This is a genomic window from Amycolatopsis ultiminotia (assembly GCF_039536925.1).
Taxonomy (GTDB): domain Bacteria; phylum Actinomycetota; class Actinomycetes; order Mycobacteriales; family Pseudonocardiaceae; genus Amycolatopsis; species Amycolatopsis ultiminotia.
On sequence record NZ_BAAAZN010000004.1, the window covers coordinates 22,419 to 45,515 of the forward strand.

20 protein-coding genes are annotated in these 23,097 nt (G+C 68.9%); 9 read left to right on the forward strand and 11 right to left on the reverse strand.

Annotation, left to right across the window (positions count from 1 at the left end):
• Positions 1 to 5 precede the first annotated feature (5 nt).
• The 4 genes from ABD793_RS10560 to rfbH form a co-directional block, all read right to left on the reverse strand.
• Positions 6 to 494, reverse strand: coding sequence for a pyridoxamine 5'-phosphate oxidase family protein (locus ABD793_RS10560; protein ID WP_344858181.1), 489 nt, complete (start codon positions 492 to 494; stop codon positions 6 to 8).
• Positions 495 to 595: 101 nt separating this feature from the next.
• The gene (locus tag ABD793_RS10565; protein ID WP_344858183.1) at positions 596 to 1,804 is read right to left on the reverse strand and encodes a cytochrome P450; all 1,209 of its coding nucleotides are present in this window, start codon (positions 1,802 to 1,804) and stop codon (positions 596 to 598) included.
• A 28-nt stretch (positions 1,805 to 1,832) separates the two neighbouring features.
• Complete coding sequence (locus ABD793_RS10570) at positions 1,833 to 3,098, reverse strand: cytochrome P450 family protein (RefSeq protein WP_344858186.1); 1,266 nt, start codon at positions 3,096 to 3,098, stop codon at positions 1,833 to 1,835.
• Positions 3,099 to 3,274: 176 nt separating this feature from the next.
• Positions 3,275 to 4,582, reverse strand: a complete 1,308-nt coding sequence (rfbH, locus tag ABD793_RS10575; RefSeq protein WP_344858188.1) for a lipopolysaccharide biosynthesis protein RfbH — start codon at positions 4,580 to 4,582, stop codon at positions 3,275 to 3,277.
• 187 nt (positions 4,583 to 4,769) lie between these two features.
• Here rfbH and ABD793_RS10580 point away from each other — a divergent pair, with 187 nt between their 5' ends.
• Together ABD793_RS10580 and ABD793_RS10585 are read left to right on the forward strand one after the other, a co-directional pair.
• Positions 4,770 to 5,915, forward strand: a complete 1,146-nt coding sequence (locus ABD793_RS10580; protein WP_344858190.1) for a glycosyltransferase — start codon at positions 4,770 to 4,772, stop codon at positions 5,913 to 5,915.
• Between the two features lie 90 nt (positions 5,916 to 6,005).
• On the forward strand, positions 6,006 to 6,629 hold the full coding sequence (locus ABD793_RS10585) for a dTDP-4-dehydrorhamnose 3,5-epimerase family protein (RefSeq protein WP_344859172.1): 624 nt from the start codon (positions 6,006 to 6,008) through the stop codon (positions 6,627 to 6,629).
• Between the two features lie 61 nt (positions 6,630 to 6,690).
• Here the strand turns inward: ABD793_RS10585 and ABD793_RS10590 are convergent, their stop codons facing one another.
• Together ABD793_RS10590 and ABD793_RS10595 are read right to left on the reverse strand one after the other, a co-directional pair.
• Positions 6,691 to 8,001: a class-III pyridoxal-phosphate-dependent aminotransferase gene (locus ABD793_RS10590; RefSeq protein WP_344859174.1), complete on the reverse strand. Its 1,311-nt coding sequence runs from the start codon at positions 7,999 to 8,001 to the stop codon at positions 6,691 to 6,693.
• Between the two features lie 25 nt (positions 8,002 to 8,026).
• Positions 8,027 to 9,019 (reverse strand): Gfo/Idh/MocA family protein, encoded by a 993-nt coding sequence (locus ABD793_RS10595; RefSeq protein WP_344858192.1) that lies wholly within the window; start codon positions 9,017 to 9,019, stop codon positions 8,027 to 8,029.
• 150 nt (positions 9,020 to 9,169) lie between these two features.
• Here ABD793_RS10595 and ABD793_RS10600 point away from each other — a divergent pair, with 150 nt between their 5' ends.
• The 3 genes from ABD793_RS10600 to ABD793_RS10610 all read left to right on the forward strand — a co-directional run bounded on the left by ABD793_RS10600 (position 9,170) and on the right by ABD793_RS10610 (position 12,853).
• Entirely contained in the window at positions 9,170 to 10,054 is an 885-nt protein-coding gene (locus tag ABD793_RS10600; RefSeq protein ID WP_344858194.1) for an LLM class F420-dependent oxidoreductase, read from the forward strand.
• A 60-nt stretch (positions 10,055 to 10,114) separates the two neighbouring features.
• Positions 10,115 to 11,182 (forward strand): LLM class flavin-dependent oxidoreductase, encoded by a 1,068-nt coding sequence (locus ABD793_RS10605; protein WP_344858196.1) that lies wholly within the window; start codon positions 10,115 to 10,117, stop codon positions 11,180 to 11,182.
• A gap of 261 nt (positions 11,183 to 11,443) precedes the next feature.
• The gene (locus tag ABD793_RS10610; RefSeq protein WP_344858198.1) at positions 11,444 to 12,853 is read left to right on the forward strand and encodes an NDP-hexose 2,3-dehydratase family protein; all 1,410 of its coding nucleotides are present in this window, start codon (positions 11,444 to 11,446) and stop codon (positions 12,851 to 12,853) included.
• 68 nt (positions 12,854 to 12,921) lie between these two features.
• Here ABD793_RS10610 and mhpA read toward each other — a convergent pair whose 3' ends face one another.
• Genes mhpA through ABD793_RS10630 form a run of 4 tightly spaced genes read right to left on the reverse strand, consistent with a single transcriptional unit; the run spans position 12,922 to position 17,742 of the window.
• Positions 12,922 to 14,439, reverse strand: a complete 1,518-nt coding sequence (gene mhpA / locus ABD793_RS10615) for a bifunctional 3-(3-hydroxy-phenyl)propionate/3-hydroxycinnamic acid hydroxylase MhpA (protein ID WP_344858200.1) — start codon at positions 14,437 to 14,439, stop codon at positions 12,922 to 12,924.
• Between the two features lie 7 nt (positions 14,440 to 14,446).
• A complete protein-coding gene (locus tag ABD793_RS10620) occupies positions 14,447 to 15,655 on the reverse strand; it encodes a phthiocerol/phthiodiolone dimycocerosyl transferase family protein (protein WP_344858202.1) in 1,209 nt (402 codons plus the stop codon).
• A complete protein-coding gene (locus ABD793_RS10625) occupies positions 15,652 to 16,440 on the reverse strand; it encodes a thioesterase II family protein (RefSeq protein ID WP_344858204.1) in 789 nt (262 codons plus the stop codon). Before ABD793_RS10625 ends, ABD793_RS10620 begins: the two co-directional genes overlap by 4 nt.
• A 33-nt stretch (positions 16,441 to 16,473) precedes the next feature.
• Positions 16,474 to 17,742: a cytochrome P450 family protein gene (locus tag ABD793_RS10630; RefSeq protein WP_344858206.1), complete on the reverse strand. Its 1,269-nt coding sequence runs from the start codon at positions 17,740 to 17,742 to the stop codon at positions 16,474 to 16,476.
• A 261-nt stretch (positions 17,743 to 18,003) separates the two neighbouring features.
• Here ABD793_RS10630 and ABD793_RS10635 point away from each other — a divergent pair, with 261 nt between their 5' ends.
• The 3 genes from ABD793_RS10635 to ABD793_RS10645 are packed head-to-tail and all read left to right on the forward strand — an operon-like array spanning position 18,004 to position 20,445.
• Positions 18,004 to 18,828, forward strand: a complete 825-nt coding sequence (locus ABD793_RS10635; RefSeq protein WP_344858208.1) for an SAM-dependent methyltransferase — start codon at positions 18,004 to 18,006, stop codon at positions 18,826 to 18,828.
• Positions 18,829 to 18,844: 16 nt separating this feature from the next.
• Positions 18,845 to 19,537 (forward strand): thiamine pyrophosphate-dependent enzyme, encoded by a 693-nt coding sequence (locus ABD793_RS10640; protein WP_344858211.1) that lies wholly within the window; start codon positions 18,845 to 18,847, stop codon positions 19,535 to 19,537.
• Complete coding sequence (locus ABD793_RS10645) at positions 19,534 to 20,445, forward strand: transketolase family protein (RefSeq protein WP_344858213.1); 912 nt, start codon at positions 19,534 to 19,536, stop codon at positions 20,443 to 20,445. The genes ABD793_RS10640 and ABD793_RS10645 overlap by 4 nt, the downstream gene beginning before the upstream one ends.
• Positions 20,446 to 20,618: 173 nt before the next feature.
• On the opposite strand, the gene ABD793_RS10650 is transcribed toward ABD793_RS10645, so the two are convergent.
• Positions 20,619 to 21,884 (reverse strand): cytochrome P450, encoded by a 1,266-nt coding sequence (locus tag ABD793_RS10650; RefSeq protein WP_344858215.1) that lies wholly within the window; start codon positions 21,882 to 21,884, stop codon positions 20,619 to 20,621.
• 254 nt (positions 21,885 to 22,138) lie between these two features.
• Between ABD793_RS10650 and ABD793_RS10655 the strand changes: the two genes are divergently transcribed.
• Positions 22,139 to 22,630, forward strand: coding sequence for a type II 3-dehydroquinate dehydratase (locus ABD793_RS10655; RefSeq protein ID WP_344858217.1), 492 nt, complete (start codon positions 22,139 to 22,141; stop codon positions 22,628 to 22,630).
• The last annotated feature ends 467 nt before the right edge of the window (positions 22,631 to 23,097 follow it).

Here is a 23,097-nt window from a genome sequence, read left to right on the forward strand (position 1 = left end):
CGCGGTCAGCCGCGTCCGCGGCCGCGCCGAGCGGTCTGCACGTGTTCCTGAAGGCGAACGCCTTCCTGATCGGTGAGGACGTTCGAGGTCTTGCCGTAGTCGACGCTGCGCCAGCGGTCCGGCGTCATCCGGATGATCACATGGCCGGGGTTGAACGCCTCGACGAATTCCCTCGCCTGGCGCTCGGGCAGGTAACGCGCGGCGACCGAGAGAGCGGCTTCGACGGTGGCTTCCTCCCACGCGGTGACCGGGCCGGACACCGACACGTAGCGGTAGGGCGGGTCCTCATTCTGCACGACCAGGGTGAAGGCGCCGTTCTTCTTGATCAGACGGCCCTTCAGGGTGTCCTCGCCGTCGGTCCAGAGGAGCACGTCGCCACCGGGCCGGTACCCGTACCACATCGGGACGGCGAGCGGCGGACCGTTCCGCCGCCGTACCGCCAGCACGCCGATGTGCTTGGCCGCGAGGAATTCCTGTTGTTCGTGTTCGGTCATGCTCAGGTCCACCGGGTGCCTCCCGTCGCTCCTGCTGCGATTCACCACAGGCCACTTCGGACGGATCCGATCCGTCCGAAGTGGCCTGTGGTGTGGATCGGCTACCAAGCGACCGGAAGCTCGGCCAGCCCTTGGAAAGCGTCCCCCGGCTTGACCCGGACCTCGTCGGCAGGCACCGCGAGGCGCAGGCCGGGCAGTCGTTCGATCAGCCGCTGGAAAGCGATTTCCATGATGGCGCGCGCATGGTTCATCCCCGCGCACTGGTGGGTGCCGAACCCGTAGGTCAGGTGGTCGCGGAAGGTGGGGCGGTGCCAGTCGAGGGAATCCGCCTGGTCGTACGCTTCCTCGTCGCGGTTGATCAGGGAGAACAGGAAGAATACGCCGTCACCCTTGCGGATGGTGGTGGTCGCGTCGACCTCGATGTCGTCCGCGGCCACCCGCTGCAGGCCGTCGGGGACGACCACGAACCGCGTCAGCTCGTCGACGGCGGCGGGCATCAGCGACGGGTCGGCGCGCAGTTCGGCCAGCCGCTCGGGGTGCTGGAGCAGGGTGTAGGCACCGAGCGCGATCGAGCTCGAGGTGGTGTCGTGCCCGGTCACCAGCACGATCAGGAACATCTGGAGGATCTCCTCGTGGTCCACGTCGCTGTCTGCGTCGCGTTCCGCGAGGAGGGCTTCGAGAAAGCCCTCGTCCGGGCTCTGCTGAGCCTTGTCGATCAGCTTGGCCAGGTAGGCCATGAGCTCGTCGTAGGCACCGCCTGCATCCGGGCCGAACAGGATCTGGTGTGCCTTCTTCTCGAAGTACTCCTGGTCGTCGTGCGGGATGCCGAGCAGATCGCACAACGCCATCAACGGCACCGGCGAAGCGAACTTGCCGACCAGGTCCGCGGGAGCACCGCCGGCGATCATCTCGTCGATCTGCCGGTCGACGACCTCCTGGATCTTCGGCCGGAGCGAGTCGATCCGCTTGACCGTGAACCCCGCCTGAACCAGCTTGCGCCGGGCCCGGTGCGCCGGGCCGTCGACGCCGACCAGCGCGGTGAGCAGCTTGATCACCTTCTGCTGGACGTCACTGAACTCGACGGCCGCGGCCGCGCTGACCATGGGCCACGCGGGATCGGTGCGGTCGCTGGAAATGCGCGGATCGCACAGGAGCTTCCTGGCCAGCTCGTGGCCGGTGACGGCCCAGGCCTTGCGGCCGTCGTAGAGGGTGATCTCGGCGATCGGACGGCGATCGGCCAGCGGCTCGTAGCCCGGCGCCGGTTTGTAGGGGCAGGTGCGGTCTTGCGGAAAGGCGACGGTGTCGGTCAAGGAATCCTCCTTGGGCGGCGGAGCGGCTTCAGGACGCAGGCGGGACGAGGCGCACCGGGAGGTCCTTGGTGCGGGTGAAGCCCGGCCGCAGGATCCACGGGATCTCCGCACGCGGGACCGCGAGGTCGAGGTCGGGGAACCGGGTGAACAGGCCGCGCAGCGCCACTTCCGCTTCCAGATAGGCGACGTGCTGGCCGAGGCAGCGGTGAATGCCCTTGCCGAAGCCCAGGTGGCTCTCGCTGCCGACCGCGAGCCGGTCGATCTTCAGCTTGTCCGGCTCCGGGAACTTCCGCGGGTCGGCGTTTGCGGCCATGATCAGCGGCACGATGGGCATCCCGCGCGGGATCACCGTGCCACCCACCTCGATGTCCTCGGTGGCAAACCGCGGCTGCCCGAACTGGATCGGCCCGAGCCGCTGCAGTTCGCGGATGGCCTGCGGCCACAGCGTCGGGTCCGCCTTGAGCCGAGCGAGCTCGTGCGGATGCTCGAGCAGGGCGAGCACGGAGTTGCCGATCAGGTAGGTCGTGGTCTGGTGCCCCGCCGTCACAAGGCTGAACAGGACCCCGACCAGTTCGTCGTCGGTGACCAGGCCCTCGTTCTTTTCCTGCGCCTGCACGAGTGCGGTGACCAGATCGTCCTTCGGCTCCGCACGCCTGCGCTCGATCATCCGGCGCGCGGCGGCGAGGGTGGCGCGCACCTCGCCGGGCAGCCGTTCGCCGTCCAGCGTGGCCATCGCATCGCTCCAGGCCCGCCACTGTGGACGGTCCTGCTCGTCGACGCCGACCAGTTCACAGATCACGGTGACCGGAAGCGGGTAGCAGAAGGTCTGGACGAGGTCGATCGGCGTGCCGTCACCGCCCTGCGCGGCCAGCTTGTCGAGCAGGGTCGCGGTGAGCTCCTCGACCCGCGGCCGGAACTTGCCGACCCGGTGCGAGGTGAGCGCGTAGGAGACCAGCTTGCGCAGCCGGGCGTGCTCCTCGCCGTCGGAGGCGTTGATGAGGTTCTTCAGCCAGGGGATCAGGTCCTCGGGCATGTTCAGGTGCCGGAACACGCCGTTGCGGATGTCCTCGGCAGGCGAATCCGGCAGCGGGTTGGTGAGGAACCGCGGGTCCATCAGTACCTGGCGCACGTCCTCGTAGCGGGCGGCGAGGAACATCGGCGGCCCGCCCATGAAGCCGCCGATCTGCAAGGTCGGCGCCTCACGCACTTTCGCGTGCGCTCCCCACGGGTCGGCGACCACTTCTGGTGCGAACAGGTCGACCGGTTCAGCCGAAGTGTTGGCCGTGGTGGTCATGGGCCCTCCCTTTCATGTCGAAAAGCCTGTGCTCCGCTGACTGGGGACAGGCGCGTTGCGGCCCCGTTTCGTCACGATAGGCAAGCCCGGCTCGGCTGAGCATCCCTCAACCTGATAGGTGTGCCGGTGGCCGCGTTCGATGCCTGCCGTGGGAAGGGATTCCCCCCGGCGCCCGGTCAGTGCGTTGCGACGAACTCCTTGAGCGTGCCTAGTACGTACTCGATCATTTCCGTGCTGATGCCCGGGTAGACGCCGATCCAGAACGTCTGCTCGGTCACGATGTCGCTGTTGGTCAGCGGGCCGGGGATGCGTTGTGGCCGTCCGAGGTAGGCGGGGTGGCGGGTGAGGTTGCCTGCGAACAGCCGACGGGTGCGGATGTTGCGGGCTTCCAGGTAGTCGACGATCTCCGGGACGGTGTAGCCCGCCTCCGGCTTCACCGTGATGATGAAACCGAACCAGCTCGGGTCACTGCCCGGCGTCGCCTCGGGCAGGATCAGCCCCGGCAGGCCGTCGAGTCCTTCACGCAGCTGACGCCAGTTGCGTTTGCGGGCCTCGATGAAATCGGGCAGTTTGGCGAGCTGGCTCAGCCCGAGCGCGGCGTGGATGTCGGTGCTCTTGAGGTTGTAGCCGATCTCGGAAAAGACGTACTTGTGGTCGTAGGACGCGGGCAGCGTGCCGGACTGCAGGTCGAACCGCTTCAGGCAGCGGTCGTCCTCACCCGGCTCGCACCAGCAGTCGCGGCCCCAGTCCCGGAACGACTTCGCCAGTTTGGCCAGCTTGATGTCCGAGGACAGCAGCATGCCACCTTCGCCCATGGTCAGGTGGTGTGCCGGGTAGAACGACACCGTGGAGAACCGGCCGAAGGTGCCGGTGAGCTGTCCTTGATAAGTCGAGCCGACGGCGTCGCAGTTGTCCTCGATCAGGTGGAGGCCGTGCTGCGCGGCCAGTTCGGCGATTTCCGCCACCGGGAACGGGTTGCCCAGCGTGTGCGCGATCATGATGGCGCGGGTGCGCGGTGAGATCGCCTGCTCCACCCGGTCGACCGTGGTGTTGTACGTGCCGAGTTCGATGTCGACGAACACCGGCACCATGCCGTTCTGCAGGATCGGGTTCACCGTGGTCGGGAACCCGGCGGCGACCGTGATCACCTCGTCGCCGGGTTTGAGCTGTTCGGCACCGAGCGTCGGCGAGGTCAGCGTGCTCAACGCGAGCAGGTTCGCCGACGAACCGGAATTGGTCAGCACCGCCTTGCGCCGCTTGAGTTTCCTGGCGAAGGACGATTCGAACTTCGTTGCGATCGCGCCGGAGGCGATCCGCAGGTCGAGTGCGGCGGCCACGAGTGCCTCGCGGTCGGCTGCGTCCAGCACCGCGCCGGACGACAGGATCGGCGTCTGCCCGGGGATGAACGGGACCGGTCCGGCGGACTGGGCGTCGTGATAGCCGCGAACCTGCTCCAGCAGGTGCGATCGGGCGGAGTCGACCATGTCGTCTCGGTCCCCCTACAGTCGGGTGCGGGCCGGGAAATGACGCTAGGACTGCGGCGATCACCCGGCATCCCCCAACGTGGTAAGGCCGCCGCAGCCGGTCGGAACTACCCGCGTTGGTGATGGTTGCGTCCGCTCCGGTCGGCAAGCTGGAGCCGGTACGAGCCGACACCTGGAAGGACGAATCGTGAAGGTTCTCAATCTCGCCGGGGTCGCCCCGTCGACGGTGTTCAGCCACGTCCCGTTGGCGAACGCCCTGCGCAACGCCGGGCATCAGGTCATGACCACTGCGTCGGTGGACTCGATGCTCGAGTCCATCGCCGGCGTCGGGTTGTCCGCGGTGCGGACCACCGACCCGGCGCTGTCCCCGAAGCAGATCATCACCGACAGCGGCCTGACGTACGTGCCGGAAGACCCGGTGGAGCGCGAGGTCATGGCGGGCCGCTGGTACGCGCACATGGAGTATGTGACCTTCGGTGCCCTGCGGGAGTTCACCGAGGACTGGCGTCCGGACGTGATCATCAGCGGTGTCACCTCCTACGCGGGCCCGCTGCTTGCCGCCGAACTCGGCATTCCCTACGTCCGCCACGCCTGGGACATCCACGATCCGCGGCTGATGGACGGGGGCGCGGAAGAGCAGCTGCGCGAGCAGCTCAAGGAGCTTGGCCTGGACGGCCTGCCCGAGCCGGCGATGACGATCGAGATCGCGCCGCCGAGCCTGCGTCCGAAGGACGCCGCGCCCGCGCAGCTGATGCGGTGGATCCCCGGCAACTCGCAAGCAGTGCTGGAACCGTGGATGTACACCAAGGGCGCGGACACCCGGATCGGCGTCACGGTCGGCACCGGTGTGGCGACCTACAACCAGTACGACTTCCTGCAGGGCATCGTCGAGAACATCGCCACCTTGGACGCGGAAGTGCTGGTGGCGGTGGGCGAGGACGCCGCGCCCGAGCTGCGTGCACGGCTGGAGAACGTGCGGGCGGGCTGGATTCCGCTCGACGTCGTCGCGCCCACTTGTGACGTACTGGTGCACCAGACCGGCGGCAGCACCATGATGACGGGGCTGAGCTTCGGGGTGCCGCAGGTGCTGATCCCGGACACCAGCATGTACCGCGCCGCCGACATGGCCCGCCGCCTCGCCGAGACCGGCGCCGCGGTCGTGCTGTCCCCGGAGGAGGCCACGAGCGAGGTCATCGCGAAGACCTGCCGGGAAATCCTCGACACCCCGAGCTTCGCCGCCGCGGCGGCCGGGCTGGCGGAGGAGATCGCGGCACTGCCTGCACCCGCGGAGGTGGCGCAGGGGATCGAGCGGCTGGTCCGCGAGCGGCACTGAGGACACCGGCTCGCCGCTTCGGCCGGGCGTGGGCACAAACCGGAAAGGCATCCACCGGACATGAGCACTGGCAGGGTCAGCACCCGCAGCATGAGCGTGCGGCCGCTGGACATCGACGGCGCCTTCCTCGTTTCGTCCCGGTCGTTCGGTGATGCCCGCGGCGACTTCTTCGAGGTCTACCGCGAGGACGTGCTGGCCGAAGCGCTCGGGTACCGGCCGAAGTTCCTGCAGGCCAACGTCTCGACCTCGTGCCGCAATGTCGTGCGCGGTGTGCACGGGGCGAGCACCCCGCCCGGCCTCGCCAAGTACGTCACCTGCCTGCGGGGTTCGCTGCTCGACTTCGTCGTCGACGTGCGGACGGGCTCACCGACCTTCGGACAGTGGGACATGATGGTGCTCAACGCCCACGGCGGCACCGCGGTCTACGTGGAGGAAGGGCTCGCCCACGCCTTTGTGTCACTGGAGGACGACACCTGCGTCCAGTACCTGCTTTCCGATCTCTACCGGCCGGCGGAAGTGCTCACCGTGCATCCGCTGGACCCCGAGATCGGCCTCCCGTTGAAACTGCCCGGCGAGCCCATCGTGTCCGACCGCGACGCGGCAGCGCCGACGCTGAGCGAGGCCGGCGCACTGGGCCTGCTGCCGGAGTACGACACGTGCCTGGCTCTGCGGGATGCCCGGGTACGGCTGAGCGCGGCGTCCGCCGCCTCGTAGGAGTGCACACCGAAAAGGCCCGGGACCGGAAAGTCCCGGGCCTTTTCGGTGTGCCGGCCGGTCATTCCACGCCTTCGCCGAGCCGGTCCAGTGACGTGCGCAGTGTCTCGCCGAGGAAGTCCAGATCGGCGTCGGTCGCGTTCAGCGGGGGTGCCACCAGCAGGCCCTCTCCGCCGCCGCCGGGGCGGAAGCCGACGTAGGGATACAGCAGCAGGCCGCGGCTCCTGGTGATACGCATGACGTCGCCGATGGTGCCCTTGGCCAGTTCGATGCCGTAGAAATAGCCGAGACCGCGAACGTCTTTCACCAGCGGCTGATCGCGCACCGCGGCGGTCACGAGCCTGCTGAGGGCGCCGCCGCGCACCTCGTCTCGGTCGAGGGCGCCGAGGTCGTCCAGCACCGACAGCACGGCGAGCCCGGCCCGCCCCTGCAACGGGGTCGCGGACATCGTGCCCATCAGCGGCAGCCAGGTGCCGCCGGACAGGATCTCCTCGGCCAGCTCCGCTGCGATCATCGTGGCGGCCAGCGGAACGTAGCCGGCACCGAGTCCCTTCGACAGCGTGACGATGTCCGCCGCCGAGCCCGGCGTGTGGTGCGAGGCCAGCGGGAGCCCGGTGCGGCCGAGTCCGGTGAGCACTTCGTCGTGGATGACCAGAACGCCGTATTCGTCGCAGACTTCGCGCAGTGCACGCAAATATCCTGCCGGTGGCACGTATCCGCCACCGGTCGTGCCGTTGACCGGTTCCATCAGCACCGCGGCCACGCTTTCCGGGCCCGCCTCGACGATCGCGTCACGCACCGCTTGTACGCATTCGACCCGGCAGACGGGGAACGGGCAGTCGAGGTGCTGGCCGGGGTAGGGCGGGTTGAAGGCGGGTGCGAGGCCGAAGCTGTCGTCCTCGTGCGGCCGCCGGGAGCGGTGGCCGGACAGTGCGAGCACGAAGGCGCTGTTGCCGTGGTAGCCCAGCGAGGAGGTCAGTATCTTGTGCCGGCCCGTTTCGCCCCGTGCCCGCTGCACCAGCCGTGCCAACGCAATCGCGGACTCCGTCGCGTGCGTGCCGGTGGGGGTGAACATGACCCGGTCGTCCGGCCGGTGCACAGCCCGCGCCGTGGCCGCGGCCAGTTGCTCCATCAGATCGGGTGCGAACGTTCCCGGACTGGCGTAGGTGCAGATGCCCACCTGGTCCCGTAGCGCATCGACCACCGTGGGATGGGCATGGCCGATGTTCACATTGACGATTCCGCTGGCGCCGTCGAGATAACGCGTGCCGTCGGAGGCATACACCCAGGAGCCGGCGGCGTGGCTGTAGGGGATCGGGGGAATCTGCAACCGCGCGGCCAGCAGCTGGGACGGAGCCTTGTGCACAGTCATCGTCACGATCGGGATCCTCCTGGCATCAGCCCACCGGTTCGGTGGCGTGATCGACGTAAAGCCTTGCCTTGGTGCGTATGTCGTCGACGAGTACCGCCTGCCGGAGCGCACCTTCGTTGTCCGGCAGCAGTCCCGAACGGACGGCCGCCACGAACCGCTCGAGCGTGTTCGCCACTTGGTCGTCGGGCGGCAGCGGAATCCGGTCGACGCCCGAGTGCCGTTCCAGGCGGACCACCGGGATGTGGTCGGCGGGCGGGGTGAACGCGTGCTCCAGGACGATCCGCCCGGCGCTGCCCCACAGTTCGTACTCGGACCGGTAGGCGTGGTCGTGGCCGAAAGCCACCTGCGCGCCCACCCCGTCTCCGGTGCACAGCAACGCGTGCCCGGCGGAGTCGACGGGTTGCCCGTGCCGACGGGCGAGCACTGCCGAAACGACGTCCAGCTCTCCGCCGAGGAAGGACAGCGCGGCCCGCACCGGGTAGACCCCGGTGTCCATGAGTGCGCCGCCGCCGAGTTCGGCGCTGTGGCGGATGTCGCCGGGTGGCCGCCGCGGTACCGCGAACGAGGCCTGGAACGCCCGCAGCTCGCCGATCGCGCCGTCCTCGAACAGTTCCCTGACCGCCGCGTGTTGGCTGTGCTGCAAGAACATCATGTTCTCCATCAGCACCAGTCCGGCCGCCTGCGCCGCGCCGATCAGTTCGCGGGTTCGGGAAACGCTGGTGGTCAAGGGTTTCTCGGCGAGCACGTGCTTTCCTGCGGCCAGTGCGTGTTCGATCCAGCCCGCGTGCACCGCGTTCGGCAGCGGGAGGTAGACCGCCTCCACCTCGTCGAGCTCCAGCAGCGCCGGATATCCCTCGACCGCTCGGCAGCCGTAGGCGCGGGCGGCCTCGTCGGCCTTGTCGGCGCTTCGGCTGGCAATCGCCACGATCTCGGTACCGGGCAGCGCCGCCATGGCCGGGAGGGTCTTCCGCAGGGCGATGCTCGCGCATCCCATGATCCCGACGCGCAGGGGGGTCACAGGAGCTCCTTCCCTGGCGGGCCACGATTCCGGCACTTCTCGTCGCTACGCTAGGACACCGGTGTTCTCCCGGGCATCCCTCGTTTTGATAGCGCTCCGGCCGGCCTATCGGCGGGCGAATAATCTTGTGATTATTGGTACCTTGCCGGTATGACCGCTGGGACGAAGCCGTTCAGGTTCGGGGTCGACCTGATCACCCCTGCCCCGCGCACCGCCTGGGTCGAAAAATGCCGCAAGGCCGAGGATCTCGGCTACGACGTCATCGGGGTGGGCGATCATCTGGGAATGCCCGCGCCGTTTCCGGCGCTGGTGCTCGCTGCCGAGAACACCGAACGCGTCCGGCTCAAAACCTTCGTACTCAACGCCGGTTTCTACAATCCGGTGCTGCTGGCCAGGGAGGTCACCGGCACCGATCAGCTCACCGACGGCCGTTTCGAGCTCGGTCTCGGCGCGGGATACGTCAAGGCGGAGTTCGACGCCGCCGGGATTCCCTTTCCGTCTGCCCGGCAGCGGCTCGACCACCTGGCGCGCACGATCGAGGAAATCAAGAAGCGCTGTGCCGATCCGGACCACCAGCCGCGGCCGGTGCAGCAGCCCGGTCCGCCGCTGCTGCTCGGCGGGCGCGCCGACGGCTTGCTCACCCTCGCCGCCGAGCACGCGGACATCATCGGTCTCATCGGCGCCGCCGCCTCGCACAAGATGCTGCTGGCCGACGCCACCGAGATCGCCGAACGGGTCGAGTTCACCAAGGCCGCACTCGGCGCCAGGGCAGCCGAGGTCGAACTGAACATCCTCGCCAACTTCGTCACCGTCACCAATGCCCGGCAGACCCGGCTGGCGGAGCTGCACCAGCGGATGCCGGAGCTGACCACCGAACAGCTCGGCGTGCTGCCGACCGTACTCATCGGCAGCGCCGGGCAGGTCGCCGAGCAACTCGAGGCCCACCGAGAACGCTACGGGATCAGCTACTACACCGTGATCGAACACAACCTCGATGCGCTCGCCCCGGTGATCGAACTCTTGCACGGGAAATAGCACACCGGTAGGCAGCGACACCGAGGTCTGAGCGGCACCGGCGCCGAAGGGAGCCCGCAGATGGCACACCGCCCGATGAAGTTCTCCACCTTCCACCTCTTCCACCAGTTCGCCGGGCAGAGTGCGAGGGAGGTGTACGACTACCACCTCGAGCTCGTCGAACTGCTGGAGGAACTCGGTTTCGACGGGGTGTGGATGGCCGAGCACCACTTCCACGAATTCGGCACGGTGCCCAACACCCTCACCATGCTCGCCAACCTGGCGGCGCGCACCGAAACGCTCCGGCTCGGCTGCGGGATCGTGGTGCTGCCGCTGCGCAATCCGATCCACGTGGCCGAGGAAGCGGCGATGGTGGATCTGCTTTCGGGCGGCAGGCTCGAGCTAGGGATCGGCCGTGGCTACCAGAACATCGAGTTCGAGAACTTCGGGCTCGATCTCGCCGAGTCCCGCGACCGGTTCGACGAATGCCTCGACATGCTGCTCGGCCTCTGGACCACGGATGACTTCGAGTACCGGGGCCGGTTCCACGAGACCACCCACCCGCTGACACTGATGCCGAAGCCGGTGCAGCCGCATCCGCCGCTGCACGTCGCCGCCATCAGCCCGGAGACCGTACGGACCTATGCCGCCCGCGGCATCCCGATCCTGGCCGACCCGGCCGCCCCGTTCGAGCAGATCGCCAGGGCCGCCGACACCTGGTACACCACCGCGGCAACGCACGGGGTCGACGCCGAGAACGCGGAGCTGGTCGCCAGCCGCGTCGTGTACGTGGCCGAGTCCAACGAGCAGGCCCGCGCACAGCAGGCGCGCTTCGAGGCGGCGTTCGACCGCACCCGGGTCTTCCTCGCCGGCAACGCACCGATCGACCCGCAGACCGGTGCGGCAGTAGCGGGTTACGAGTACCACCTCGACCGTCTCAAGGACCTCGCCGCGGACGAGGACTTCGGGTGGAACCAGCTGGAGGTGATCGGCGATCCCGACCGGGTCATCTCCCAGATCCGGTCCATTCAGGACATGGGGTACCGCAATCTGTTGTGCGACTTCGGTTCGACCAGGCAGATGCCGATCGAGGAGAGGAAGCAACTGCTGAAGTTCTTCGCCGCCGAAGTCATGCCCGCGTTCCGCTGACAAAACCGCTGCCCTGCTGCGCCGGTCCGTCCGGCGACCGCCACCGACGCCTGCCGTCGCGCCCCGGCCAAGGATTTGCTCGCCGGCCTTCGCCGGCTCGACGCACGGCTCAAGGCCGACGAAACCCAGATCCGTGCCGCGCTTGCGCACACGCAGAGGCGCTATCAGGTCGAGGGATGCCTGTCCCCGCACGGCTGTCCTACGCTCCGCAGGAACCGGGCACGGCGCGTGCTTCAGCTCGCATCCGAGGAAGGGAGTGTCGTGGTCTACAGCGCAACGCACATGGACGGGCGCTCCGAGGTGGTGGCGGGCGGCGCGGTCATGTCCATGGCGGACTTCCACTCCTGGTTCAACGCACGGGCCCGCGCGAACAGCTTCCGGGTGGACCGGATCCCGTTCGCGGATCTGTCCGGATGGGACTTCGATCCGGACACCGGCAACCTCGTGCACGCCAGCGGACGGTTCTTCTCGATCGAGGGCCTGCGGGTGCGCACCGACCGGCGGTGGGTGAGCGAGTGGACCCAGCCGATCATCGTGCAGCCGGAGATCGGCGTGCTCGGCATCCTCGTCAAGCGGTTCGACGGCGTCCCGCATTGCCTGATGCAGGCCAAGATGGAGCCGGGCAACATCAACGGCCTGCAGATCTCGCCGACGGTTCAGGCCACCCGCAGCAACTACATGAAGGTGCACGGTGGCGCGGCCACCAAGTACCTGGAGTACTTCCGGCCGGACTCCGGCTCCACGGTGCTGTTCGACGGTCTGCAGTCCGAGCAGGGTTCGTGGTTCCTGCACAAGCGCAACCGCAACATCGTCGTCGAGACCGAGGACGAGGTGGCGCTCGACGAGGACTTCTGCTGGCTCACCTTCGACCAGATCCGCCGTCTGCTGCGGTTGGACCATATGGTGAACATGGACTCGAGGACCGTGCTCTCGTGCGTTCCGCCTGCCGTGGCACGGCGGGACGAGCGGGACGCCGGCGACGACTCGTTCGGCGACGCGGTGCTGCGCTCGCTGGCGGGACTCGGCAGGCCGGTGCACGAACCGGCGCGGATTCTCAGCTGGCTCACCGAGGTGCGGGCCCGGCAGGAACTGGTGCAGCGCCGGGTGCCGCTCAAGGAGGTCGTCGAGGACGGCTGGCGCCTCGGTCCCGAAGTCATCGACCACACCGACGGCAAGTACTTCGACGTGGTCGCGGTGGATGTTCAGGCGAGCAACCGCGAGGTCGCCTCGTGGACCCAGCCGCTGGTGGCTCCCAAGCAGTCCGGTCTGCTGGCGTTGCTCGTCAAGCGGATCGACGGCACCCTGCACGCGCTGGTACAGGCCCGCAGTGACGCGGGCACGCTCAACATCGCCGAGCTGACCGCCACCGTGCACTGCCAGCCCGGCAACTACGCCGACGCACCGGCGCAGTACCGCCCGCCCTACCTGGACTACGCGCTGGCCGCAGCCACCTGCCGGGTGCGGCTCGACGTGGTGCATTCCGAGGAGGGCGGCCGGTTCTACCATGCGCAGAACCGCTATCTGGTGATCGAGGTCGAGGACGACTTCGCCGCCGAACCGGACGATCGGTACCTCTGGACCACACTGAGCCAGCTGATGTCGCTGCTGTCGCACAGCAACTACCTGACCGTGGAACTGCGCAGCCTGATGGCCAGTATGCGCAGCTTCTGATCTTCCGGATCTGTGCGGCGAAGCACTGGGCCGGGTCCACGGACCCGGCCCATTCCGTTGTGGACAGCTCAGCCGGCCGGAACCGTTGCGTGCAGCCGATCCCGCAATTCGTCGATCAGTGCTTCGAGACCTTGCGGGCCCTCGGCGCTGCCGAAGACGTGGTAGTCCGGACGGACGAGCAGTGAAGTCGCTCGGTACTGCGCCAGGTACGGCAGGTAGACCTCATCCACATCCACGCCGTCGTCCAGCCGGAGGACGTGCGCGTCGATCCCGGTGAGGAAGGACGAACGGTTCTCGTCGATTTCCTCGGTGGTGAGCAGGACGAAACCCCGGCCGACGACATCGTCGAACAGTCCGGTCCGGTTGTTCGTGCACACCCGTCCCTGCGGGACGACCTCGCCCGCCCCCGGGCTTTCGTGCAGCAACCCGCCGGTGAGCGGTTTCGCCGGTTCCGGGGCAGCCGGCGAGCTACCGCGGCGGCCGGCCAGCACGGTGGCGTCCCGCTCCTTGGCGGCCGCCGGATCGGTCACGCAGATGACCCTGCCGAGCTGGACCGACGCCAGAATTGCGGCTTTCGCCTGTGCCCGGCGCTCTTCCCGATAGGTATCCACAATGGACTCGTCGGCGAGACCGCGGAGCGTGAGATCCAGTTTCCACGCCAGATTGGTCACGTCGCGGATGCCCGAGCACATGCCCTGTCCGGCGAACGGCGGCATGAGGTGCGCCGCGTCGCCGGCGAGCAGGACATGGCCCACCCGCCACTCGTCGGCCCATCGGGCCTGGAAGATGTAGGTGGTGCTGCGCAGCAGCGTGGCGGTGTCCGGGGTGACGCCGAACGGCGCCATCAGCCGCCACGCCGTCTCGTCGGAGTTCAGCTCGGCCGTGCTCTCGCCCGGCAGGCGCATGAACTCCCAGCGCCGGCGCCCGGGTCCGCTGCCCACCAGCGTGGTGGGCCGGGCCGGGTCGCAGATCTGCACGTTCGTCGGCACGAACTCGCGCGGTTCGTGGAGCTGCACGTCGCAGAGCAGCCATTCGTAGGAGAAACCGAGATCGGTCACCGGCACGTCGAGGTGCTCGCGGACGAAGCTGTTGGCGCCGTCGCAGCCCACGACCCACCGTGCGGACAGAGTTCGCGTCGTGTCGTCCTCATCGAGGGTGCGCACCCGCACCTGCCCGGCTTCCTCGGCGATGTCCACGACCTCGTACCCGCGCAGCACCGAGAGACCGGGCAGCTGCTGCGCACGGGCCGCGATGAGCTCCTCGAGCGCGGGCTGGTGCATGGTGTTCGCGTCCGGCCAGCCGTACCGGCCGGACGTGCGGAAGGCGATGTCCAGCAGCGTCCGGCCGTCCGCGGTCTGCCACTGGTACCCGGTGGCCGCCGAGGTGATCCGGCCGAGGTCGGGGCCGATGCCGGTGGCGGCGAGCAGCCGGGCCGTCTCGCCGTCGAAGCTGGTCGCCCTTGGCAACCGGTAGGGCCTTGGCCTGCGTTCGAGCACCGTCACCCGCCAGCCGCGCTGCGCCAGCAGTACCGACAGGGTGGCGCCGATCGGGCCGTTGCCGACGATGAGCACGTCCGGATCGGTCACCGGAACCTCACCGGTCACGGGTCAGGCGGGTGAACTGTTCGCGCAGGCACTCGAGGCGCCCCGGCAGCGAAGGATCGCCATCGGGCCAGCCCAGATCGATGCCGATCCGGCCGTCGAAAGTGCTCAGCACGTAACCGCCGAGCGCGATCGCCTCCCGCATCCGGGAGGCGGAGTGCAGATCGGTCGCGCGCAGGCCCTCCGGCGTGCGGATCGGCGGCGCCACTCCCCAGTTCATGATGCTGACCACCGTGCGCGCAAGGTTCGGGTCCCACGGCTTGGCCACGGCGGGCCTGCTGAACATGTCCAGGATGCTGCGCTGCACGGAACCGTCGGCCAATCCGGCCTGCAACTGCTCGCCGATCGCGCGGCCGAGTGCGACCGCGGTGCGCTCGGTCCCGTCCGCTGCCTTGAATCCCACGCCGCCGAGCACGTTCGTGCCCGCGGTCGCCTCGACCGGGGGAGCCAGGCGGCTGCGAAGGTTGACTGAGTACCGGTACACCAGCTCGGTCACCGGCAGCTCGCGGATCTCGGCCTCGGCGAGCAGGATCGCGCCCGACACCAGGCCGTTGATCGTCACGTGCTCGCGGTGGCCGAGTTCGGTCAGCGCCGCGGTTTCGGCCGCGCTCAGCCGGTGCCGGGTCACGTGGCGGATCACCGGGTCCGGCGGGGACGCAGGCGGCCCCGGTGCCGGGGCGCCCGCCGCGGCCGGAGCACTCGCATGGATGCCGCGCTCGGCCAGCAGCTCTTCCAGCGACCGTGGGTACGGGTGCCGCGGCAGGTCGAGCGGCCGCCCTTCGACGACGTCGGTGTAGCAGGACCAGAGTGTGGCCAGGATTGCGGTGGCGTGGTGCGCGTCGGCGACGCTGTGCTGGATCGCCAGGCAGACGGCGGCCTCGTCGCCGTCCTGCACCACGTTGAGCGCGCTGAGCGACCGGTGCTGGTCGAGTTCCAGGCCCGCCAACGGTTTCTCGAGATCGCCCGCGGTGAACCGGATTTCCGGCCGGGCGTCGGACTCGGTGAGGAAGATGTCGTCACCGGTGCGCTCCACCCGGCCCGAAAGCTGCGGGTAGGCCTGGTGCACCGCCTCGAATGCGGTGGTCAGCGCGGCCGGATCCAGCCGTCCGGTGACCCGCACCGTGTAGCCGATGTAGGCCTCCTTGACGGCGTGGATCTTCTCGCTCGGCGACAGCGCACGCCGGAAACCGGTTCGCGTCACGAATTCGCTCCAGTCCTGGGTCCGGTCAGCGTGGCGAAAGCCAGCTTTTCGGCCATCGTCTCGATCAGGGTGGCGGCCTGCTCGCGCAGGAAGAAGTGCCCGCCGGGCAGAACCTGCAGGTCGGCGGTCCCGGTGGTGTGCTCGGCCCAGGCGCCGGCCTCCTCGACCGAAACCCGCGGATCCGCATCGCCGGTGAACACCGTGATCGGGCAGTCCACCGTCCGGCCGGGCGCGTGCCGGTAGGTCTCGACCGCCCGGTAGTCGGCGCGGATCGCGGGCAGCACCATCGCCAGCACTTCGGGGTCGGTGAGCGCGGCCGGATCGGAGCCGCCCAGCGCGTGGAGTTCGGACACCAGCCGTTCGTCCGATGCGTCGCGCACGTCCTCGTCGCGGTAGCGCGACGGCGCGCGGCGGCCGGAGGCGAACAGGTGCATGGGCGAGATCGGTCCGGTCTCGGCCATGCGCAGCACCATCTCGTAGCCGATCAGCGCGCCCATGCTGTGCCCGAAAACCGCGAGCGGACGGTCCGCGAACTGCCCCAGCACCGCCACGATCTGCTCGGCCAGACTGCCGATGCTGTCCACCGGTGGCTCGTGGCGGCGGTCCTGCCTGCCCGGATACTGGATCGCGAGCACCTCGATCTCCGGGGCGAGCGCCTTGGCCACCGGGAGGAAGAAACCGGCCGCTCCACCGGCATGCGGCAGGCACACGAGGCGCGCCCGCGCGTCCGGTGCCGGGCGGAACCGGCGTACCCACTTTTCGACCTGTTCCGCGGACTGCTGCACGCCCCGGACCTCCTTTTCCGTGTGTCGCCGGGCTCAGCCGAGGTTCAGCGGGAGCGTTCTGGTCCGGGTGAACGCGGGTCGCAGGATCCACGGGATCTCTTCCCGCGGTACCGCGAGCGACACCTCGGGGAACCGGCTGAACAGCCCTTCCAGTGCCACCTCCGCCTCCTGGTAGGCCAGGTGCTGGCCGAGGCAGCGGTGGATGCCCTTGCCGAAGCTGAGATGGCTCTCGCTGCCGACGGTCAGCCGGTCGATGACCAGCTTGTCCGGCTCGGGGAACTTGCGCGGGTCGGTGTTCGCGGCCAGCAGCAGCGGCGCGACCGGCGCTCCCCTCGGAATCGTGACGCCGCCCAGTTCGATGTCCTCGGACGGGAACCGCGCCTGGGTGAACTGAAGTGGCCCGAGGCGCTGCAGCTCGCGCACCGCCTGCGGCCACAGCGTGGGGTCCGCCTTCAGCCGGGCCAGCTCGTCGGGGTGCTCGAGCAGGAAGAGCACCGAATTGCCGATCAGGTAGGTCGTGGTCTGGTGTCCGGCGGTGACCAGGCTGAACAGGATCCCGACGATCTCGTCGTCGCTGACCCGGTTGTTGTCCTCGGCCTGCGCCCGCACGAGTGCGGTGACCAGGTCGTCCTTCGGCTCGACGCGCCGGCGCGCCATCAGCTCCCTGGACAGTTCGATGCACTTGCGCAGTGCGGCGGGCAGCCGTGGTCCGTCCATTGTGGCCATCGCGTTGCCCCACGCGTGCCAGTCCGCGCGGTCCTGCTCGTCGATCCCGACCAGTTCGCAGATCACCGTGACCGGCAGCGGGAAGCAGTACTCCTCGACCAGGTCGACCGGCGATCCGTCGCGGCCGTGCTCGGCCAGTTTGTCGAGCAGATCGCTGGTGATCTCCTCGACCCGCGGCCGCAGCTTGTGCACCCGGCGGGCGGTCATCGCGTAGGAGACCAGCTTGCGCAGCCGGGTGTGGTCCTCGCCGTCGGAGGTGTTGAGCAGGTTCGCCATCCACGGGATGAGGTCCTCGGGGAAGTCCATCTGCTTGAACACGCCGGCCCGGATGTCGGCCAGCGGCGAGTCCTCGGGCGGGTTGGTGCGGAACCGCGGGTCGGTGAGGACCTGGAGCACGTCCTCGTAGCGGGTGGCCAGCCACATCTGCGGCCCGCCCATCATCGTGCCGAGGTTCAGCGTTCCGGTGGCGGGCAACGGTTCCTCCCGCAGCCGGGCGTACCAGCCGAACGGATCGGCGACCACTTCCGCGGAGAACAGGTCGACCGGAGCGGCCGAGGTTCCGGTGGTGGCGGTCATGGCTCCCCTTTCTGGCGGCGAAGCGGGCGATCCGCACGGGTGCATGGGTACGCCGCGACCCGGTTCGGACGTTAGGGAAGCGGCGCCCGGCTGAGCATCCCCCAACCTGATAGGGCTTCGGCCGCGCGCTCCGGTCCGCAGGCGGCGCTATCAGAACGAGGGATGCCCGGCGCCGGATGCCCGGCCTAGCCTGCGAAAGAACGATGTGGCGTCTGCGTCGACCGGCCAGCGGTCACGCGAAAACGAGCTTGAGGGGTATTGGTGACGAAGCCGACTCCTGACGAAATCGGCCAGGGATATGACGCATTCGCGGATTTGCTCGACCAGCTTTGCGGCGAGAATCTGCATCACGGGTATTGGGACGATCCATCCGGCGACATGTCGCTGGACGAGGCCACCAACCGGCTGACCGACCGGCTGAGCGGGATGCTGCCCATCCGGGCGGGCAACCGGCTGCTGGACATCGGTTGCGGGATCGGTGAACCGGCGATCCGGATGGGCACCGCGCACGACATCATGGTCACCGGGATCTCGATCAGCGAGCGGCAGGTGGAGCGAGCCAACGACCGCGCGCTCAAGGCCGACGTCGACGACCGGGTGGTCTTCGAGTACGCCGACGCGATGGATCTGCCGTTCCAGGACGAGTCCTTCGACCTCGTCTGGGCGCTGGAGTCCTTGCACCACATGCCGGACAGGTGGACGGCGCTGCGGGAGGCGGCCAGGGTGCTGCGGCCGGGCGGCTGGCTTGCGCTCGGTGATTTCCTGCTTGTGCCCGGTCCGGACGGGGCACCGGCCGCCGCCGCACGGGTGCAGGAGGTCGCCAAGGGCGTGCTGTCGGTCGTCGACGTCGACGAGTACCGGGAGGGGCTGCGGGCAGTAGGTCTGGTGCCGGCGGAGGCAGAGGACGTCGGCGAGTACACCCGGACGACGTGGTCGAAGGCGGCGGCGCGCTTCGAGGACCTGCGGGAGCAGGCCTTGCAGCACATCGACGAGGCGCAGTTCGAACTCACCCTCTCGCGATTCCGCGGGTTCGGTGCCGAACCGGCGCTGGGGTACGTCCTCATGACCGCAAGGAAGCCCGGCTGAGGGAGCGCGGAAACCAATGCAGATGACAGAAGAGACACTTCGCGGTCTTTTCGCGAGGATGGTCGGCGACGAGAAGCACGGGTGGGCCGCGGCGTCCACCCTGCACGCGATCTGGGTGCTCTACGAACGCGTGCTCAACGTGTCGCCGGAGAACATCGACGATCCCGACCGGGACCGGTTCTACCTCTCCAAAGGACACGGCCCGATGGCCTACTACGCGGTGCTCGCCGCGAAGGGCTTCCTGGCGCCGGAGGCGCTGGACACCTGGCGGAAGTGGGATTCGCCGCTCGGCATGCATCCGGACCACAATCTGGCTCCCGGCGTGGAGATCAGCAGCGGTTCGCTCGGCCACGGACTTCCGCTGGGCGTGGGGACCGCACTCGCGCTGCGCGCACAGGGGCGCAGCGCACGGGTGGTCGTGCTGATGGGCGACGGCGAGTTCGACGAGGGCAGCAACCACGAGACGATGGCGATCGCGGGGCGGCTCGGCCTGGACCGGCTGACCGCGGTGGTGATCGACAACAAGTCGGCGAGTCTCGGCTGGCCGGGCGGCATCGCCGGGCGATTCGAGGCGGAGGGCTGGCACGCGAGCACCGTGGACGGTCGCGACCACGACGCACTGTACCGGGCGTTCACCGGGGAGTCCGGCGGGCGGCCGCGGGTCGTGGTGGCGGAGATCCTCCCGGTCGAGGAAGGGAGCGCGGCATGACCGCCCAGCTGGCCAGGAAACAGATGCGGACCGTCTGGGCGGACACCGTGGTCGAGTCACTCGACACGGACCCGAGGCTGGTCGTGCTGACCGCGGACATCTCGTCGTGGTTCTTCTGGGACGCCAAGAAGGAGCATCCGGACCGGGTGCTCAACTTCGGCATCCGCGAGCAGGCGATGATCGACATCGCCGGCGGTTTCGCGCTCACCGGGATGCGGCCGGTCGTGCACACCTACGCGCCGTTCCTGATCGAGCGGCCGTTTGAGCAGATCAAGATCGGTCTCGCACACCAGAACGTCGGTGCGGTGCTGGTCAGCGTCGGTGCCTCCTACGACGATCCGTCGTGGGGCCGGACCCACCAGGCGCCCGGCGATGTGGCGCTGCTGGACACCCTGCCGGGCTGGACCGTGCACGTGCCTGGGCACGAGGACGAGGTCGCACCGCTGCTGCACCAGGCGATCGCCAGTGACGAACGGGTGTACGTGCGGCTGTCCGAGCGTGCCAACAGCGAGGCGGTGCCGGTCTCCGACGGGTTCACCGTGCTGCGCCGTGGCGGCGCGGGCGTGGTGATCGCGGTCGGCCCGGTACTGGACGAGGTGCTCGCCGCAACGTCCACAATGGATGTCACGGTGCTGTACGCGTCGACGATCCGGCCGTTCGATCATGCCGGACTGCGCGCCGCGGTCGGCGCCGCCCGGCCGGACGTGGTGCTGGTCGAGCCGTACCTGCGGGGGACCTCGGCGTTCGAGGTGAGCGAGGCACTCGCGGACGTGCCACACCGGCTGCGGACGTTCGGTACCTGGCGGGACCGGGAGGCCAGGGTCTACGGCACGGCCGAAGAGCACGACCGGCTGTTCGGCCTTGACGCGGCAGGCCTGGCCGAATCGATCACCGGTTTCCTCGGCTGATTGCCCAATTTCCGGCTCCGCATCCGCTTCGGCAGCGACGGGTGCGGAGCCGTTTTTTCGGTCGCGGTGCGCAAATCTCGGGTTTGAAGAGTGCCTTCAAGAGAACACAGTGGACGGGCAGGTGCGGTGTGCACCTGCCCGTCCACTGTGTGAGGTACGGGGACTGTGTCTGGTCAGTGCGCGTCCCATGCGACCGGCAGTGCGTGCACGCCATAGGTGAGCATGTCGTTGCGCAAGGGGACTTCCTCCGGCGCCACCGCGAGGCGGAGGCCGGGCAGCCTGCGCAGCAGTTCGGTGTAGCCGACCTGCAGTTCCATCCTGGCCAGCTGCTGGCCGAGGCACTGGTGCACGCCGTGCCCGAAGGCCACGTGCGGGCCGCGGACCCTGGTCACGTCCAGTTCCGCGGGACGTTCCCAGCGCTTCTCGTCCCGGTTGGTGGCGACCACCGAGACCACCACGCTCGATCCGGCCGGAATGTGCTCACCGCAGATTTCCAGGTCCTCCTTGGCGAACCGGAAGAGCCCGGGATTGATCACCGACAGGTAGCGCAGCATCTCCTCGACGGAATCCCCGATGCCGGCGGGGTTCGCGCGTAGCGCGGCGAGCTGGTCGGGGCGCTGCAGCAGCACGAAAATACCCAGCCCCAGCATGCTCGCGGTGGTGTCGTAGCCCGCGATGAGCAGCAGGTTGGCGATGTTGACCAGTTCGTCGTCGGTGAGCGCCTGCTCGGCCTCGGGGTGGTGGATCAGCCCGGAGAGGATGTCGTCGGCGGGATTCTCCCGCTTCTGCGTGACCAGCCGCTGCATGAACGCGCGCAGGGCGTCGGCGTTCGCCACCGCCTCCTTGAGCGATGCGTCCACCTGCAGCAGGGCCGCCGCGCGCTGCTGGAACTCCTCCCGGTCCGCGTAGCGCACCCCGAGCAGTTCGCAGATCATCAGTGAGGGGACCGGGAACGCGAACTCGGCCATCAGATCGGCGGTGTTCCCCTTGGCCAGCATGGCATCCAGCCGTTCCGCGACGATCTCCTCGATCCGCGTGCCGATCGCGCGGATCCGGCGGACGGTGAACTGCCCGGCGAGCAGCTTGCGGTACCGGCTGTGCTCCGGCGGATCCATGTTGATGAACGAGCCTGCCCGCGCCTTGTCGTCGCGCAACCGCTCCCGTAGCCCTTCGGGCAGCTGCTTGAACCTGGGGTGGTACTGGAACCGGTCGGAGGAGAACCGGGAATCCGACAGGACCGCGCGGGCCTCTTCGTACCCGGACACGAGCCAGAACGGGTCGCCGCTCGGCAACTGCGCCTTGGCGATCGGGCCTCGGGCGGCGACGGCAACCAGTGCGGGCGGCAGCGTGAACGGATCGTCGCGCTGGACGAACTCCCGTGGCAGTGGTGAGCCCAGCAATTCGTTGCCGGGTGGGTTCTCGGTCACTTCGGTCGTCACTGCGCGGACTCCATTCCCGAAATCGCCTTGTCCGGACGGCGATCGGCGGTGGATATGCATACCGATCCCGCGGCTCGCGTGGTCACCGTGGAGCGTAGGTCGGGCGCTGCCGCGCCGGCATCCCTCGGTCTGATAGGTCTGCGTGCCCGCATGAACGATCGCGAACTATCAAGGTGAGGGTGGTGCCCCGCGAACGACCTGGACAGCATGGAGTGGTCCGACCGGTGGCTGCGTGCGTGAGGTGGGGGTCCCTGTTGAGTGCGGTGCTTCTCTTGAACGGTCCCAATCTGGGTGTGCTGGGTCGTCGCGAGCCGGAGATCTACGGCACCGACACGCTCGCCGACATCGAGAAAGCGGTTGCCGAGGAGGTGCGCGCCCGCGGTTGGCAGGTCGTGTCCGTCCAGCACGACGGTGAGGGCGAACTGGTCGGCGCGATCCACCGGCACCGTGATGCGACGGTCGGCGCCATCGTCAATCCCGGCGCGCTGATGATCGCGGGCTGGAGCCTGCGCGACGCGCTGGCGAGCTATCCGTCACCGTGGATCGAGGTGCACCTCAGCAACGTGTGGGCACGCGAACAGTTCCGCCACGACTCGGTCATCGCCCCGCTGGCGAGCGGGGTGGTCGTCGGCCTCGGCGCGTTCGGCTACCGGCTGGCGGCTCAGGCGCTGATGCACCTGTGTGCGGAACCGTCGGAGCCGGCGGCGATCACCACTTCGACACGAGGAGGACCAGCACCCGCCTGAACGCGCTATCCGATCTTGGCCGCCTCGCGACCTGCTGCCGGGGCCGGCTGACCCGGTTGTGCTCGTCTGGTACGCGGCGCGTGCCGTGGCCGCGGGTACCGGGCAATCGCGTGCGAGCCGGCCGCATGCGGGGCGGCCACTTGCGAGCCGGCCGCATGCGGGGCGGCCACTTGCGAGCCGGCCGTGTGCGAGCCGGCCGTGTGCGGGGCGGCCGCTTGCGAGCCGACCGCTTGCGGAGCGGCCCCGTGCGAGCCGGCCGCGTGCGAGCCGGCCACTTGCGGAGCGGCCACTTGCGAGCTGGCCGCTTGCGGGGCGGCCGCGTGCGAGCCGGCCGCGTCCGAGCCAGCCGCTTGCGGGGCGGCGGGAAGGCATCGGCGCCGTCCGCCGCAGGGCGTCTGTGCACAGTGGATACACACTGGCGTGGCGCACTGTTCGTGAAACACGAATTTTACAGCCAATCAGTTGGT